This is a genomic window from Actinoalloteichus fjordicus, assembly GCF_001941625.1.
Taxonomy (GTDB): domain Bacteria; phylum Actinomycetota; class Actinomycetes; order Mycobacteriales; family Pseudonocardiaceae; genus Actinoalloteichus_A; species Actinoalloteichus_A fjordicus.
The window spans coordinates 2,023,428-2,037,221 of sequence record NZ_CP016076.1; the positions used below are offsets into that span (position 1 = coordinate 2,023,428).

Annotated in this window: 15 protein-coding genes; 8 read left to right on the top strand and 7 right to left on the bottom strand. The window is 72.0% G+C overall.

All coding sequences use genetic code 11. The features are described 5' to 3' along the window. Window positions 1-20 precede the first annotated feature (20 nt). The 4 genes from UA74_RS32730 to UA74_RS09170 all read right to left on the bottom strand — a co-directional run bounded on the left by UA74_RS32730 (window position 21) and on the right by UA74_RS09170 (window position 3,864). On the bottom strand, window positions 21-164 hold the full coding sequence (locus tag UA74_RS32730; RefSeq protein WP_198042973.1) for a hypothetical protein: 144 nt from the start codon (window positions 162-164) through the stop codon (window positions 21-23). 144 nt (window positions 165-308) lie between these two features. Next, complete coding sequence (locus tag UA74_RS09160; protein ID WP_075739876.1) at window positions 309-1,697, bottom strand: mycothione reductase; 1,389 nt, start codon at window positions 1,695-1,697, stop codon at window positions 309-311. 74 nt (window positions 1,698-1,771) lie between these two features. Further along, window positions 1,772-3,010: a VanZ family protein gene (locus UA74_RS09165; RefSeq protein WP_075739877.1), complete on the bottom strand. Its 1,239-nt coding sequence runs from the start codon at window positions 3,008-3,010 to the stop codon at window positions 1,772-1,774. Window positions 3,011-3,327: 317 nt separating this feature from the next. Then, window positions 3,328-3,864 (bottom strand): YbhB/YbcL family Raf kinase inhibitor-like protein, encoded by a 537-nt coding sequence (locus UA74_RS09170; protein ID WP_075739878.1) that lies wholly within the window; start codon window positions 3,862-3,864, stop codon window positions 3,328-3,330. Between the two features lie 416 nt (window positions 3,865-4,280). Between UA74_RS09170 and UA74_RS09180 the strand changes: the two genes are divergently transcribed. The 4 genes from UA74_RS09180 to UA74_RS09195 all read left to right on the top strand — a co-directional run bounded on the left by UA74_RS09180 (window position 4,281) and on the right by UA74_RS09195 (window position 7,970). Further along, window positions 4,281-5,228: a hypothetical protein gene (locus UA74_RS09180; protein WP_075764224.1), complete on the top strand. Its 948-nt coding sequence runs from the start codon at window positions 4,281-4,283 to the stop codon at window positions 5,226-5,228. A gap of 7 nt (window positions 5,229-5,235) precedes the next feature. After that, the gene (locus tag UA74_RS09185) at window positions 5,236-6,519 is read left to right on the top strand and encodes a sensor histidine kinase (RefSeq protein WP_083683050.1); all 1,284 of its coding nucleotides are present in this window, start codon (window positions 5,236-5,238) and stop codon (window positions 6,517-6,519) included. Further along, entirely contained in the window at window positions 6,516-7,202 is a 687-nt protein-coding gene (locus tag UA74_RS09190; protein WP_232237691.1) for a response regulator, read from the top strand. The genes UA74_RS09185 and UA74_RS09190 overlap by 4 nt, the downstream gene beginning before the upstream one ends. A 327-nt stretch (window positions 7,203-7,529) precedes the next feature. Continuing rightward, complete coding sequence (locus UA74_RS09195) at window positions 7,530-7,970, top strand: SRPBCC family protein (RefSeq protein WP_075739880.1); 441 nt, start codon at window positions 7,530-7,532, stop codon at window positions 7,968-7,970. A 370-nt stretch (window positions 7,971-8,340) separates the two neighbouring features. Here UA74_RS09195 and UA74_RS09200 read toward each other — a convergent pair whose 3' ends face one another. From UA74_RS09200 to UA74_RS09210, 3 genes are all read right to left on the bottom strand, one after another. Next, on the bottom strand, window positions 8,341-8,730 hold the full coding sequence (locus UA74_RS09200; protein ID WP_075764226.1) for a MerR family transcriptional regulator: 390 nt from the start codon (window positions 8,728-8,730) through the stop codon (window positions 8,341-8,343). A 22-nt stretch (window positions 8,731-8,752) separates the two neighbouring features. Continuing rightward, window positions 8,753-9,517, bottom strand: a complete 765-nt coding sequence (locus UA74_RS09205) for an SDR family NAD(P)-dependent oxidoreductase (protein ID WP_075764228.1) — start codon at window positions 9,515-9,517, stop codon at window positions 8,753-8,755. 109 nt (window positions 9,518-9,626) lie between these two features. After that, complete coding sequence (locus UA74_RS09210; protein ID WP_232237692.1) at window positions 9,627-10,541, bottom strand: M15 family metallopeptidase; 915 nt, start codon at window positions 10,539-10,541, stop codon at window positions 9,627-9,629. 132 nt (window positions 10,542-10,673) lie between these two features. On the opposite strand from UA74_RS09210, the gene UA74_RS09215 reads away from it, so the two are divergent. From UA74_RS09215 to UA74_RS09230, 4 genes are all read left to right on the top strand, one after another. Next, window positions 10,674-11,783: a S1 family peptidase gene (locus UA74_RS09215; protein ID WP_075764230.1), complete on the top strand. Its 1,110-nt coding sequence runs from the start codon at window positions 10,674-10,676 to the stop codon at window positions 11,781-11,783. Between the two features lie 95 nt (window positions 11,784-11,878). Next, complete coding sequence (locus tag UA74_RS09220) at window positions 11,879-12,745, top strand: S1 family peptidase (RefSeq protein WP_075739884.1); 867 nt, start codon at window positions 11,879-11,881, stop codon at window positions 12,743-12,745. Window positions 12,746-12,777: 32 nt separating this feature from the next. Beyond that, on the top strand, window positions 12,778-13,272 hold the full coding sequence (locus UA74_RS09225; RefSeq protein WP_232237693.1) for a GNAT family N-acetyltransferase: 495 nt from the start codon (window positions 12,778-12,780) through the stop codon (window positions 13,270-13,272). Between the two features lie 157 nt (window positions 13,273-13,429). Continuing rightward, complete coding sequence (locus tag UA74_RS09230; protein ID WP_075739885.1) at window positions 13,430-13,726, top strand: putative quinol monooxygenase; 297 nt, start codon at window positions 13,430-13,432, stop codon at window positions 13,724-13,726. Window positions 13,727-13,794 lie beyond the last annotated feature (68 nt).

Genomic DNA, 13,794 nt, shown 5'->3' on the forward strand with positions numbered 1-13,794 from the left:
CGGCACTCACGAGCCCGTGCTCACTTCTTGCGGAACTTCGCCAGGTAGCCCTGGACCTTCTCCTTGTTCTTGGGATCGTTTGCCATCTCCTTGGCCTTGTCGATGGCCTCGCGAGCCTTCGGGCTCTTGGCGAACTCCTGGATTCGAGAGAACAGGGAAGACATGGCTCAAACCCCTCTTCGGCACTGCGTCGGGCACTATGCGCCGACAAGGTCGAGATTACCCAATCGTGCGGTATGTGAACCGTTCTCGTCGCCCGGCGGGTCTGCTGGGGCGCCCGCCGGGCTCCTGACGGGTCCTCGATCGGCTCAGCCGGGCAGCGGCAGCTTGAGCAGGGCGTTCTCCACGAGCTCCGGCATGGCTGGGTGGATCCAGTACTGATCGCGCGCCATCCGTCGCACGTCCAGACCGAAGCTCATCGCCTGGATCAGCGGCTGGATCAGTGTCGAGGCCTGCGGACCGATGATGTGTGCGCCCAGCAGCCTGCCGTCGTCGGGGTCGGCGATCAGCTTGCAGAAGCCCGTGGTGTCCTCCATCGCCCAGCCGTAGGCGATGTCCGCGTAGTCCTGGGTCGCGGTGACGTAGCGGAGTCCCCGGATCTTCGCCTCCTGCTCACTGACCCCCACCGACGCGACCTGCGGAGCGGAGAACACCGCGTGCGGCACAAAGCGGTGATCGGAGGCCCTCGGCGCCTCGGGGTGCAGCAGGTTGTGCTGGACGATCCTCGTCTCGTGGTTGGCGACGTGCTTGAGCTGGTACTCCGAGCTGAGGTCGCCCAGCGCCCAGATCCCCTCGACGTCGGTGCGCTGGTACTCGTCCACCACCACCCGGCCGTCCGGGTGGGTCCGCACCCCGGTGCGGTCCAGGCGCAGCAGATCGGAGTTGGGCACGCGGCCTGCCGCGACCAGCAGGACCTCGCCCTCGGCACAGGTGGCGCCGCCGGGACCCTGGGAGTGCACGCGGACGAGGTCGCCCTGCCGCTCCACGCTGGTGATCGTCTGATCGAACCGCACGTCCCACCGGTCCGCGGCCAGCTCCGAGAACCGTCGGGAGACGTCGAGGTCCTCGTGCCGCAGCAGGGCCCCCGACCTGGTGACCATCGTGATCTCGACGCCGAAGGAGCCGAACACGTGTGCCAGTTCGGCGGCGATGAACCCGCCGCCCAGGATCACCATCCGCTCCGGAAGCTTCTCCAGCCGCATGATCGTGTCGCTGGTGTGGGCGCCGACCTCGGCCATCCCCGGCACCGCCGGGATGACCGGCCTGCTGCCCGCCGCCAGCACGAACCGATCGGCGGTGATCGTCTGCTCCTCGGCACCCCGACCGGTGACGGTCAGCGTCTTGTCGCCGACGAACCGGCCGGTGCCCTCGAACACGGTCACGTTCGGGCTGCCCTCGATCCGATACCGCCTGCCGCCCTGCGCGATCGGGTCGATGCGGCCGAAGATCCGGTCGCGCACGTCGGGCCAGCGCACGCCCTGCAACTCGGAGTCCACGCCCAGCGCGGCCGAGGCGGCGGGCGTGCCCGCCAGTTCGGCGGTGTGCACGAACATCTTCGTGGGGATGCAGCCCACGTTCAGGCAGGTGCCGCCGAAGGTGCCGCGCTCGATCAGCGCGACGTTCCAGTCGGCGAATCGGTCATCCACGATCGAGTTGCCCGATCCGGTGCCCACGATGGCAAGGTCGAAGTGCTGCACGCCGTCATCTCCACTGTTCGTGTGTCCGTGTCGTCTGAGCCGATGGTGGCCGGGTCGTCGTCCGCCGAGAGGCGCTACGCCCTGGTGTTCTGGGGTCGATCATGTTCGGAGCCGCCGCCGCGCCGCGACGACGCCGTGGTGCCGGACTGCCGCTGCGGCTCGGCCGCCGCACCCTCGCCTGTCTGGTCGTCCTCGTCGGTCTCCGGCGTCGCCGAGCCGGCAGGCCCGTCTCGGCCGACTCGGACGTCCACCGCGTGCAACCCGCTGAGCATTCCGCTGATTCCCCGCCGGTCGGCGGTCAGCAGCAGCGACACTGCGTGCAGACCGGCCAATGCCACCGCTGCCCAGACCGCAGGCGCCCACCAGATCAACGCGGCCGTCTGGAGCACTCCGAAGGCGCCGAACCCGCTGATCCACCAGACCACGGCGCGCAGCGCAGCGGCTCGACCGCCGTCCACACTGGTCAGACGCAGCAGCACGATCTGCTGCCCCGGCGTGGCCCGGCGAACCACGAGGCTGGTGCCGATCAGTGCCGCGGGCAGGCCCCACTGTGCCACCGCGTGGATCCACGGCAGCCCGTCCTCCGCGGCACCCCCGGTGCCGACCGCCGCCGTGACGATCAACAGGGCGACGTTTCCGGAGAGCCACATCACCAGCAGGTCGCAGGCCATCCCGAGCAGCCTGCGACTCGCGGTCACCGGCCTGGGCACGCCCGGCGCCGCTCCGGTGCGCTGGCCGGGCACCAGCCGCAGCAGCGGGGCGAGGACCGCCCCCACCACCGCGCCCAGTCCGTTGGCCGCCAGGTCGTCGACGTCGAACAGCCGGTAGGGGCACGGGTAGAGGAACCAGATCCCGGTGAGCTGGGTGAACTCGATGAACAGGGTCGCGGCGGCCCCGATCGCGATCGTGGCGAGGAAGCCTCGCCGGAACATGTGCCGGACGAACATGCCCATCGGCACGAACAGCGCGATGTTCATCGCGAACTGCTGGAACGCCGAGTCGACCAGCAACGAGCGGACGCCGCCGGAGCCGAAGGTCGCGGGCAGTCCGGAGAGGCTGGCAAGCGGGGTCAACTGCGGGCGCACCCAGGAGTAGGCCTCGCAGAAGCCGGGCCCGACGGGCGGGATCGGGATCAGCACATAGGCCAGCAGGCCCAGGATGTAACAGAGGAAGGCGAAGGCGATCAGCGCGTGGCCTAAGCCGAGCTGGCCCCGACGACGGTACTGCCGCGCCACGTAGGGCAGGAAGGCCAGCGCCGCGACGACGATCGCCAGGGTCAGCGCCACGAATCCGGGCAGGACACGGATGCTCACGGTGGAAGTTGCTCCTGTGCTGGAAGTGGGGCGGTGCCCTGACGACGCCACGGCGGCCTCACGGGGAGGTCGACTCGGACGCGGGAAGGCCTGGGGGGACGGCCTGCTCGTGGTGCGATCACGCGCAGCGGGACGGCTCGGTGGAACGGGTGGCGCACGCCGGGATGGTCTGCTCGGCGGTGGAGCGGGCCGTCCCCGACAGGGTCGGAGCAGTCGAGATCAGACCCGGCGGGGGTCGGGTCCCGACCCGAGGCGGGAGCGGGGAACCAGACGAGCCTGCCTGCCCCGGAGACTGCGGCAGGCTCGGTGCGGACACCTCAGTGGGAGAAGACCGGAGCGATGATCGCCCTGGCGAGGGTGTGGAAGACGAGGTTGAAGCTGACCACCGTCAGGCTGGTGTCCGCGTCGACGTCGATGGCGGGCACGTCCATCGCGTGCACGACGAAGTAATACCGGTGCGGGTGGTCGCCCTGCGGGGGAGCGGCGCCTGCGTAGTCCCTGGTACCGAGGTCGTTGCGCACGGCGAACGCCGCGCCGGGCAGTGCTGCCCCTGCCGCGCCCGCACCGGCCGCCAGCGTCGTCGTCGTGGCCGGGAGGTTCACGACCCCCCAGTGCCAGAAGCCGGCAGGAGTCGGCGCGTCCGGATCGAAGCAGGTGACGGTGAAGCCCTGGGTCTCGGCGGGGAACCCCGACCAGCTCAGCGCGGGCGAGACGTCCTCGCCGCCCGCTCCCGCAGAGATGTGCCGGGCGGGCAGCTGCTCCCCGTGGACGACGTCGTCACTGGTCACGGTGAAGGACGCCACCGAGGGAAGCAGGGTGTAGGGGTCGGGCGCGATCGGCCGGTCCAGGCTCATCGGACTCCTCAAGCGTCGTCGAGATCGTCGGTCTTCGCCGACGACCCTAGCGGCGCCTGCGCCTGCCGCCGCCGCCCGTTCGGTCGGTGCGTGCCGAGGCAGGCGGCCGCTCGCCGCGACGTCGCTTGTCGACGTGGCCCGGCCGACCCGACGGGCGGGTCAGGTCCGCCGAGCGGGACCCTCGCCGTGTTCCGGCTCGGCCGACGGCGTCGGACGTCGTCTGTCCAGCGGTTCTGCCGACCGAAGGTGCTCTCGCCGTGCCGGGGGGTGTCGGCGCGTCGACCCCGCAGTGGAGACCCTGCCGAGGGAGGCGACTCCCTCTGCCGAGGGAGGCAGGCGGGTGCTCGGGCGCGGGAGCCTGACCTCGACGTCGAGTACCACGCCGACCTCGTCGGCGCCGATCCAAGGGAGTTCCGATGCCCCGTTCGACTCCGCAGGCCGCACCCGCCCCGCCGAGCGCGGCGCCTGCGCCGAAGCCGATCGATGCAAGACCGCCGTCCGCCCGCCCGCTGCAGCTGGCCAGGGCGGCGCTCGTCGTCTGCCTGGCGCTGCTCGTTCTTGGTCTGCTGCCCGCGCCCGGCGACGTGCTCACCGCTGCCACCGGCGTGCCTGCCTGGTTCGCCCCGATCGGCGCGGGACTCGGGATGATCGCCGCCGCGCTGCTCGGCGGGTCGAGGACGTGCCGACATCCCGCGTCGATCGTGCTGGGCGTACTGGCCGGGGCGGCCCTGATCTGGGTCTCGACCGGGCTGCTCATCCAGGTCTTCGGCATCCCGGTCCTGGTGTTGTTCGGCGGTGAACTGCCATACGAACTGCTCCCGATGGCCGTGCGCGTGCTGGCCGCCACCGCCGTCGCACTTCTCGCCGCGAGCATCCTGAGCGGTCGGGTCTTCACCGTCCCAGGACCGCACGGCTCGTGGTTCGGCGTGGTCTCACTGGTCCTGGTGCTGGTCTACCCGGCGATCAAGACGGCATGGGCACTCGGCAGCGAGTTCGGCGTCACCGGTGAGCCGGTCGCGCACGGCTTCGACGCGGGATGGATTCCGGCGATCTTCGCCCTGTTCGGCGCGGTGCTCGTCCTCGCATTGACCTTCGATCGGGCTCGGTTCCTGCCCCGCTGGATGCTGCTGGCCGCAGGCTGGTTCGGATCCGGCGCCCTGATCACCGTCATCCCGGTGGTCCTGGCACCCGCCCAGTCGGCGGACTCCGGTGATCTGGCGCCGTGGGTCTTCACCCTCTTCTACGGCAGCTGGGCACTGCTCGGCCCGACGCTGGGCGCCACCACCTGGGTCTATCAGCTCCGCAGCCGCCGGACCGCAGGCCCCGTCCACGTCGCCGAGCCCGCTCCGCCGTCGCTACCGTGAGCCTGCCATGACCGTTCTGCCGCGCTTCCTGCGCTCGATGCGCCGCGTGCCCGTCCTCCGCCGGGCGTTCGACGCGGCCTTCTATCGCCGCTGGGCACACCTTGTCCTCGGCGGTGCCCTGCTGATGCCGTTCGTGGCGTTGACGGGCGTCGCCGTGGAGTTGCTCGCGCGACGGACGACCGAGGAACTGCCCGTCCTGCTCACGGCCACCCTGGCGGCCCTGCCGCTGGTGGCGCTCGTCGGGCTGCTGTCGCCCGTGCGGGAGTTGTCGGCGAGCGCGGCCAGGGCGTTGCTGGGCGGCCCGCTCATCGAGCAGGAGTTCGCACGGACCGGCGGCAGGCAGGCGCGGCGTCGCACGAGCCTATGGTTCGTGCTGCACCTGTTGATCGGCGGGGTGATCAGCGCGCTCACCCTGGCGCTGCCGCCTGCGACAGCCCTCGGGCTGGCCGCGCCATGGCTGCCGGATCTCCAACTGCCCGCAGGCTGGGGTGTCGGTGCCGAGGACGTCCGACGCTGGTGGCTGGTTCTCGGCGCGGTCCTGCTGCTGCTCGGTCTGTTCGCGGCGGTGGCCTCGGCAGGCGCCCTGCTGAGTCGGGCGGCAGGCGTGCTGCTCGGTCCGACGCCGGACGAGCGTCGTGCAGCCGCGCATCGGCAGCTCGTGCGTCGCGCGGAACGGCACCGGCTGGCGAGGGAGCTGCACGACTCGGTCGGCCATGCGCTGAGCGTGGTCAGCATCCAGGCGGGGGCGGCCCGACACACTGCGGCCACCGACGTCGCGTTCGCCGTGACCGCGATGCGGGCCGTCGAGACGGCGGCGCGGGAGGCTCAGACCGATCTGGATCACGTCCTTGGTCTGCTGCGCGACGACGACACGGCCGCTCGTCTCGCGACGCCGCTGCTGTCCGAGGTACACGCCGTCGTGGACGCCGCCCGCGCAGCGGGGACCGAGGTCGAGCTGGTGGTGTCCGGTTCCCTCGACGAGCCCGACGCCGAGATGTCGCGGGAGGCCTACCGGATCGTGCAGGAGTGCCTCACGAACTGCCTGCGGCATGCGCCGGGCTGCCCGGTGCGCCTGTCCCTGGACATGAGGGCAGGGGAACTGCTGATCTCCGTCGGCAATCCGCTGCCGGCGGCGGACACCCGATCCCGGCCGGGACCGAGCGGCGGGCGCGGCCTGCGGGGCGTGCGGGAGCGGGTCGCGAGCCTGGGCGGCCGGGTGGAGACGGGTGCGGTGGACGGCCGGTGGGCGGTGACGGCACGACTGCCGTCGGCTCGGACGGGAGGACGATGACAGACGCGATGGCAGACCGGGTCTCGGCCGCAGCCGAGTCGTTCGAGGTGATCGGCGTGCTGCTGGTCGATGACGAGGCGCTCGTGCGGGGCGGGCTGCGCGCGATCATCGACGCCCAGCCGGATCTGCGGGTGGTCGGTGAGGCCGCCGACGGCGTGGACGTCATCCCGCTGGTTCGGGCCCTGCGGCCGGACGTGGTGCTGATGGACGTGCGCATGCCGGGTATCGACGGCATCGAGGCCACTCGGCGGCTGTTGGCAGGCAACGCCATGCCGCCGAAGGTCCTCGTGCTGACGACCTTCGAGAACGACGATCACGTCTACGACGCACTGCGCGTCGGCGCGCAGGGCTTCCTGCTCAAGCGCGCCGCCCCGGAGGAGATCCTGCGGGCCGTCCGGACCATCGCGACAGGCGACTCGCTGCTGTTCCCTGCTGCGGTTCGGTCCCTTCTCGCGCGCCGCCCCGGTCCCACGCGCGCCGGGCCGCGTCTCACCGAACGAGAGGCCGAGGTCCTGCGTCTCCTCGCCACGGGACTGACCAATGCCGAGATCGCCGGCCGGCTGTTCCTCGGTGTGGAGACCGTCAAGACGCACGTCCGCGCGGTGCTCGCCAAGCTCGGCGCCCGAGACCGGACACAGGCCGTCATCGCCGCTTATGAGACCGGACTGGTCCGGCCCGACTGAGCCTCGCAGGCCGCACAGCCCGTAGCGGCCTGCGATCGATGTCCGCCCCACGGCGGGGATCGGCTGCAGGCGAAGGGGTGGCGATATCGCTGCGAGCGGGGCTCGCACGCCGTCCGGCGGCGGTCCGGGCCGTGCGGCGGGCGAGCCCGCGGCGAGGGCGGGTCGCGACGGGTCCAGCGCCGCAGTCCGATGCGACCCCGGCGGCGCCGTCTCCGGCCGGCGAGCCGGGCGAACCGAGGGCCTCGCCCAGGTCGGCTGCCGACCGTCGACGCAGGACCGATACCGTGATCATGCAGGCGTTTCGGGGGCGAGACGAAGTGGAGTGTCATGGCTGAGGTCAAGGTCACGGTCGAGCGGGAGTTCGACGACGAGGTGAGTCGGATTCGCGAATTGATCGCCGACTATCAGGAGACGCGGCCTGCCGTGCTTCCCCCGCCGTTCAGTGAGTACGAGGTGCTCGCGGGCGGCACCGGCGCCGGGACGCGGGTGCGCTGGAAGCTCCAGGCCACCAAGAGCCGGATTCGTGACTGTGTGCTCGACGTGGACCAGTCCGCCGAGGGTGACCTGATCGAGCGGGACGCCAACTCCAGCATGGTCACCACATGGACGGTGCGACCCGGTGTCGCGGGCCGGTCCAGAGTCGCGGTGACCAACACCTGGCAGGGCGCCGCCGGCGTCGGCGGCTTCTTCGAACGGACCTTCGCTCCGATGGGGCTGCGCCGGATCTACGGCGAACTGCTGGACAACCTCGCCCGTCGAGCCAACTGAGGTTCCCCACTCGTTCGCGACGCGGCGGTGGCGGGTGACGGCGAGGGCGCCGACGCCGCGCCCGCAGCGAGCAGCGGCCGGTTCGGCGTAGCCGTTCGCGGATCATGCCGACGGTCCGGTGGTGCGCCGCAGGTCCGGCCGGGCTGCTCCTGCGGACTGGCCGTGCCGCCCGCGACTCGTCGTCCGACGCCACGGGGCGGCGCTGCGACGTGCGTGCTCCGGACCGGTCCGGCGATGCGAACCGCGGTCCGGCGGCCGGCTCGCCGAGTCGGCGATGCGTCGGCGGCCGTGGGTGATCCCTCCGAGGATGCGCGGATCTCGGGACGGGTTCGTCTCCGCGTCCGGCTAGCGACCTTGGCGACGTGATCGGCTAGCGGACGCCGCCACTCCCGCCTGCCGGTTCGGCGACCCGCGCCGCCGTGATGTCGAGTTGGCGGGCGAGGCCGTCCCGCACCTCGGTGAGAGCCTCGATCCGTTCGGTCAGGTCGGCCAGTCGTCGCCGTGCGACGTCGAGACCGGGCAGGCCGGGGCGCGCGGCGAACACGTCGCCGTCCAGGCACGGCAGGAAGAAGCGGACGTCCTCCAGCACGAGACCGAGCGAGAGCAGTCGGCGGATGTTGACCACACGGGCCACGGCAGAGTCCTCGTAGACGCGGTACCCGTTGGGCAGGCGTTCCGAGTCCAGCAGGCCCTGTTGTTCGTAGTACCTGATCGACCGCGTGCTGCAATCCGATCGTGCGGCCAGCTCCCCGATCCGCATCTCGCCCGGTCCTCCTTCGTGGTCAGGTGACGCTGCCACCGCCGTCCACCGGGAACCAGGCGCCGTTCACCTGTGCCCCGTGCCGTCGGTGGGCGATGGCGACGATCCACCAGGCCACCTCGTCGGCGGTGTTGACCCGCCCCTGCGGGAACCGAGCGGTGTTCTCGGACTCCACCCGCGCGAGGTCGGCCTCCGAGTATCCGTTGTTCGTCAGCACCGGAGTGTCGGTGGGGCCGGGCGCCACGGTCACCGCGCGGACGCCCCGCGAGCCGAGTTCGGCCGCCCACGCCCGGCTGAGGAAGTCCAGCCCGGCCTTGCTCGCACCGTAGACCGACATGTCCGGCCAGCCGCGCTGCCCGACCGCCGTGCTGACGTTGATCACCGCGCCCCCGACGGCCTCCAGGCTCGGCAGCGCCTCCTGCGTCAGGAACATCGGCGCCACCAGGTTGGTCTCAAGCTGGCGATTCACCTCTTCCCTGGTGATCGAGCCCAACGGCGTCCGGCCGACGACGCCCGCGTTGTTCACCAGCACGTCGAGGCGTCCGGACAGCGTCAGCGCCGCCTCGACGATGCGCGCAGGCCCGTCCGCCGAGGTGACGTCGACGGCGAGCGGGTGGATCGTCGGGTGTCCGTCCGCGGTCTCGGTCAGCGGTTCCGGCCTGCGCCCGACGGCGAGCACCCTCGCACCGCGCTCGGCGAAGGCGCGGGCGGCCGCCCGGCCGATCCCGGACCCGCCACCGGTGACGATGACGCTCTGACCTGCGAAATCGATCTCGTGCTCTGTCATGTCGGGGACGGTAGAACGTTGACGTCAGTGACAAGGTCAAGCCGAGGCGCCGGTGACGGCCGAGGTCGTGAGCGGGATCACGGGCCTCCGGTGCAGCGCCGAGGGCGGCTCAGCCGCCGGTCGCCGAGAAGTGCATCAGGTCGGACGGGGAACTCCACCGCCCGCCCCACGTCCAGCCGATCTCGTCGAAGGCCGCCGTCACGACATCGCCCTCCAGGATCATCCCGTCCCGCACCCGGCCTCGGTCGACATAGGCCGAGGCCAGCTCGGGCAGCACGACCCCGTCGGAGCGCACATACGGGTTGACGAACGGGTTGACGTCCACCGCGAGCCCGGAGGCGTGTGCCGACCAGGCGCCGGAGCCGACGGCGGCGCGGCACACGAAGGCGGAGGTGTTGTTGCCGTCCCCGGTCGGCGCCGTGTCCAGTTCCCAGGCGGCGGTCACCCGCATCTCCTCGATCGGGAAGCGGTCGGCGTGCAGCCTGCCGAAGGCCGTGACGATTGCGTCGGCGACGTCGGCGTGGACGAGCATCTCCCCGGTGTGATGCCCGCCGTCGAAGCCCCAGAACGACATCGTCAGGTATCGCAGGTCCGTCGCGGCGACCGGGCAGCCCGCATGCCAGGTGCTGCGGGCGAGGAGCTCCTCGGGCACCGTCTCGACGGCGGCCGCGTAGCGCTCGTCCGGCGGGGCGGGCAGCAGGTCGGGGGTCGGCAGCCTGCGATCGACCAGCTCCGGGGGCGTGGGCAGGATCTCGCCGAGGCCGTCCGGTCGTTCCGGCAGTGGCGACGCCCCGACCTGCCAGTGCGTCGGCGCGGCGGGTTCCGCGGGCTCGGCAGGTTCGTCGTCCGGTTCCGGCGTGGCCGTGGGGGATCGGGACGACTCGTCGGCCGGGTCGCTTGACTCCGGTGCCGTGGTGACGCCGACCGTGCCGGGGTCCAGCGGCGCGACCGCGTCGGAACTCGGCGGCGGGCCGAGCGAACAGGCAGCCGACATCGCCACCGCCGCTGCTAACCCGGCCGTCACCCGGTGGAGTGTCTTTTCCATGGCCATCCCACCAGCGTGGCACGAGTGACGAGCGGGACGCCGGGGCGCCCGAGTTGTTGCTGACGGGGTTCCGTGTTGCGCTGCATGGACGCCGATCAGAGCGGGGGAGCGATGTCCACAGTGCTCAGCGAGATCCGTCGACGGCCACTGGCGCTCGTGGTCGCGGTCCTCCTCGCGGGGCCGGCCGTGCCGGTGGTGCCGGGACTCGGCGTCGAGCTGTTCGCTGCGAGTGCTGATCGGCCCGCCGCAGGCGAGACCGAGGCGGCGAATCCCACGGCAGGCGCGGATCTGGGTGGCGCGGGCGGGGCGGTCGTCGGCGTCGAGGGCGAGAGCGCACCCCCGGACGATGCCGCCGCCGAACCGCCCGAGGTCCTGCCCGAGGATGTCGAGTATCCGTGGGCGCTCCGGCTGACCACGGCCAACGGAGTGCCCTTCTGCGCGGGTGCCCTGGTGGCCCCGACCAGCGTGCTCACCGCCGCCACCTGCGTCTGGGGCGCGGACCCCGCCCGGCTGCGCGTCGTCGCGCCCGCCGACGCAGCCTCCGGCGACGACACCGAGCCGGGTCTACGAGTCGCCGAACTGTGGACGCATCCCGAGCACGTCCCGGCGACCGCAGACCACGACATCGCCCTGATCACTCTCGCGGAGCCGCTCGACCGGCCCGTGCTCCGGTTGGCGGGGACCGACGACGCCGCGCTGTACGAGCTCGGCGGCGCGGCCTTCCTGCTGCGCGGTGACGGGGCCGAGCAGGACGAGTCACGGCGCGGCGTGCTGAGCATCCAGTCCGCCGACGCGTGCTCCTCGGCCTACGACTTCTATGACCCGACGTGGATGCTCTGCGCCGCATCCGATCCCGGTGGCGTCGATCCCTGCCAGAGCGAGGTCGGCGGCCCGATCTTCGTCTTGGACGGCGACTCCGAGGCGGTGATCGGCCTTCTCCCCTCGGGTCGAGGCTGCGGCGCGGCGGGCCGACCCGGTGCCTTCCCGAACGTCGCCGCCTATGCCGACCTGCTCGCCGAGCAGCTCCCTGCGCCCGAGGTGGTGGAGCCTCCCCAGGACGTCGCCGCGCCCGACGTGGCCGCGCCCGACGTGGCCGCACCCGACGCGGCTGAATCCGATGCCGCCGACGACGCCGAGGCGAGCCCGGCCGCCGCACCCGCACCGCCGGGGCCGCCCGCCGCGCCGACGGAGTCCCCGGCGCAGGCCGAGTCGGCGCCCTGACGCGTACCGGGTGATCCGCGTCGTGGCCGTGCCACGCCGATGTTCGCCCGACTGAATGATCCCGTACCGCAACTGATCGGATACGGTGAGTACTCATGTCGATTACGCCGAAGGGAGCAGCCGTGCTGCGTCGAGTGGATCAGTCGCATCGAGTCGGCCGCCGGATCGGAGCCGCCCTGGCGGCCGTGCTGCTGCTGGCGGTCGGTTCGGTCGCCTCGGCGGCGGACGCGCCCGAGGGCGGGTCGGTGGCCGAGAGTCGCATCGTCGGCGGAGTCCCCGCCGACACGGCCGATCATCCGTGGATGGCGGCCCTCACCACGCCGAGCGGTGATCTGTACTGCGGTGGCGCACTGGTGGCGCCCGACAAGGTCGTCACCGCGGCCCACTGCCTGGTGCTGCCCTCGGAGCAGGGCGTGCGTGTGAAGCCGAGGTCGGACGTCCGCGTCGTGGTCGGGCGCACCGACCTTCGCACGACCGACGGCGTCCAGGCGGGGGTGCGGAGCATCTGGGTGCATCCCCGGTACTCGTCGTTCGTCGAGGGCGAGGACGTGGCCGTGCTGACCCTGGACCGCAGGATCAACGTCGAGACCGCGAAGCTGGTGGACCTCGGCGACGACCGGCTGTACTCGGCAGGGACGCCCGCCACGACACTGGGCTGGGGGCGGACGAGCGAGAACGGCACGACCTCGCCGACGCTGCGGTCGCTCGACCTGCCGATGATCGCCGACGCCGACTGCGCTCGGTCCTATCCGGAGTACGACTCCGCGGCGATGGTCTGCGCGGGTTATCTGGACGGCGGCCGGGATGCGTGCGCGGGCGACTCCGGCGGTCCGCTGATCGCCGAGGGTCGAGTGGTCGGCCTCGTCTCCTGGGGCGACGGCTGCGCTCGGCAGAACAGCCCCGGCGTCTACACCCGGCTCATCGAGTACCGGACCATGCTCGCGCAGCAGACCGGGGTCTGAGCGGCGCTGGGGTGGTCTGTTAGACAGACGAGGTGCGTGCCTACTCCATCGAGGACCAGGGTCGACCGACCGACGGCGTGGTCGTGCATCGCGCCGCAGGCGACGAGCTCACGGCCCAGACGCTCTACGGCCTGCTCCGACTCCGATCCGCCGTGTTCGTGGTCGAGCAGGACTGCGCCTATCTCGACCCGGACGGGCGTGACCTGGCGCCGGACACCCGGCACCTCTGGTTGACCGACGCGGGCTCCACCGAGCCGGCGGCCGTCCTGCGGCTGCTCGCCGAGCCTGCCGGGGTCGTCCGCGTCGGTCGGGTATGCACGGCCTCGGCCGCGCGGGGGCGAGGCCTGGCCCGCACGCTCATGACGGCCGCGCTCGCGGAGATCGGCTCGGCGACGTCCGTGCTGGCCGCGCAGGTCACGGTCGTCGACTTCTACCGCTCCTTCGGCTACCAGGAGTCGGGGGAGGCCTTCGACGAGGACGGCATCCGACATCAGCCGATGACCCGTCCGGGAGTCGACGCGGGCTGACGACCTCCCGTATCGCCGTGCGCCCGATCGGTCCGCTCCGACCGCGCGGCGTGTCGCGTTCCTGCAAGCGGGCGGGCTGCTCCTCGCGGCATGCTGACTCGGCGGCTGCGCGGCCGATCCGGTCGCGCGGCGTCGACGACGCGGAGGAGCGGCGGACATGTTCGGTTACCTCGCCAGTATGCGGACGACCCCCGGACACCGGGACCGGGTGATCGCCCTGTTGACGGGCGGTGTCGACGGCCTGCGTGCGCTGGGCTGCACGCTCTATCTCGTCGGCGCCTCCGCCACCGATGACGACGTCATCTGGGTGACCGAGGTGTGGGAGAGCCGGGAGCATCACGAGGCCTCGCTGTCCCGGCCGGAGGTCAGGGCGGCCATCGCCGAGGCGAGACCCATGCTGACCGGCGATGTCACCAGTGCGGAGTTCACGGTGGCGGGCGGGCTCGGAATCTGAGCCCGGCCTACCGGCCGCCGCATCCGGAGGGAAGCGAGCTGCGCAGGCAGTCGGGTGTCAGCCGGGAG

Excerpts from the sequence above, each read along its gene's own strand:
- UA74_RS32730 (WP_198042973.1), bottom strand. The coding sequence starts at position 164 with ATGTCTTCCCTGTTCTCTCGAATCCAGGAGTTCGCCAAGAGCCCGAAG.
- UA74_RS09170 (WP_075739878.1), bottom strand. The coding sequence starts at position 3,864 with ATGAGCCTGGACCGGCCGATCGCGCCCGACCCCTACACCCTGCTTCCC.
- UA74_RS09180 (WP_075764224.1), top strand. The coding sequence starts at position 4,281 with ATGCCCCGTTCGACTCCGCAGGCCGCACCCGCCCCGCCGAGCGCGGCG.
- UA74_RS09185 (WP_083683050.1), top strand. The coding sequence starts at position 5,236 with ATGACCGTTCTGCCGCGCTTCCTGCGCTCGATGCGCCGCGTGCCCGTC.
- UA74_RS09190 (WP_232237691.1), top strand. The coding sequence starts at position 6,516 with ATGACAGACGCGATGGCAGACCGGGTCTCGGCCGCAGCCGAGTCGTTC.
- UA74_RS09195 (WP_075739880.1), top strand. The coding sequence starts at position 7,530 with ATGGCTGAGGTCAAGGTCACGGTCGAGCGGGAGTTCGACGACGAGGTG.
- UA74_RS09200 (WP_075764226.1), bottom strand. The coding sequence starts at position 8,730 with ATGCGGATCGGGGAGCTGGCCGCACGATCGGATTGCAGCACGCGGTCG.
- UA74_RS09205 (WP_075764228.1), bottom strand. The coding sequence starts at position 9,517 with ATGACAGAGCACGAGATCGATTTCGCAGGTCAGAGCGTCATCGTCACC.
- UA74_RS09215 (WP_075764230.1), top strand. The coding sequence starts at position 10,674 with ATGTCCACAGTGCTCAGCGAGATCCGTCGACGGCCACTGGCGCTCGTG.
- UA74_RS09220 (WP_075739884.1), top strand. The coding sequence starts at position 11,879 with ATGTCGATTACGCCGAAGGGAGCAGCCGTGCTGCGTCGAGTGGATCAG.
- UA74_RS09230 (WP_075739885.1), top strand. The coding sequence starts at position 13,430 with ATGTTCGGTTACCTCGCCAGTATGCGGACGACCCCCGGACACCGGGAC.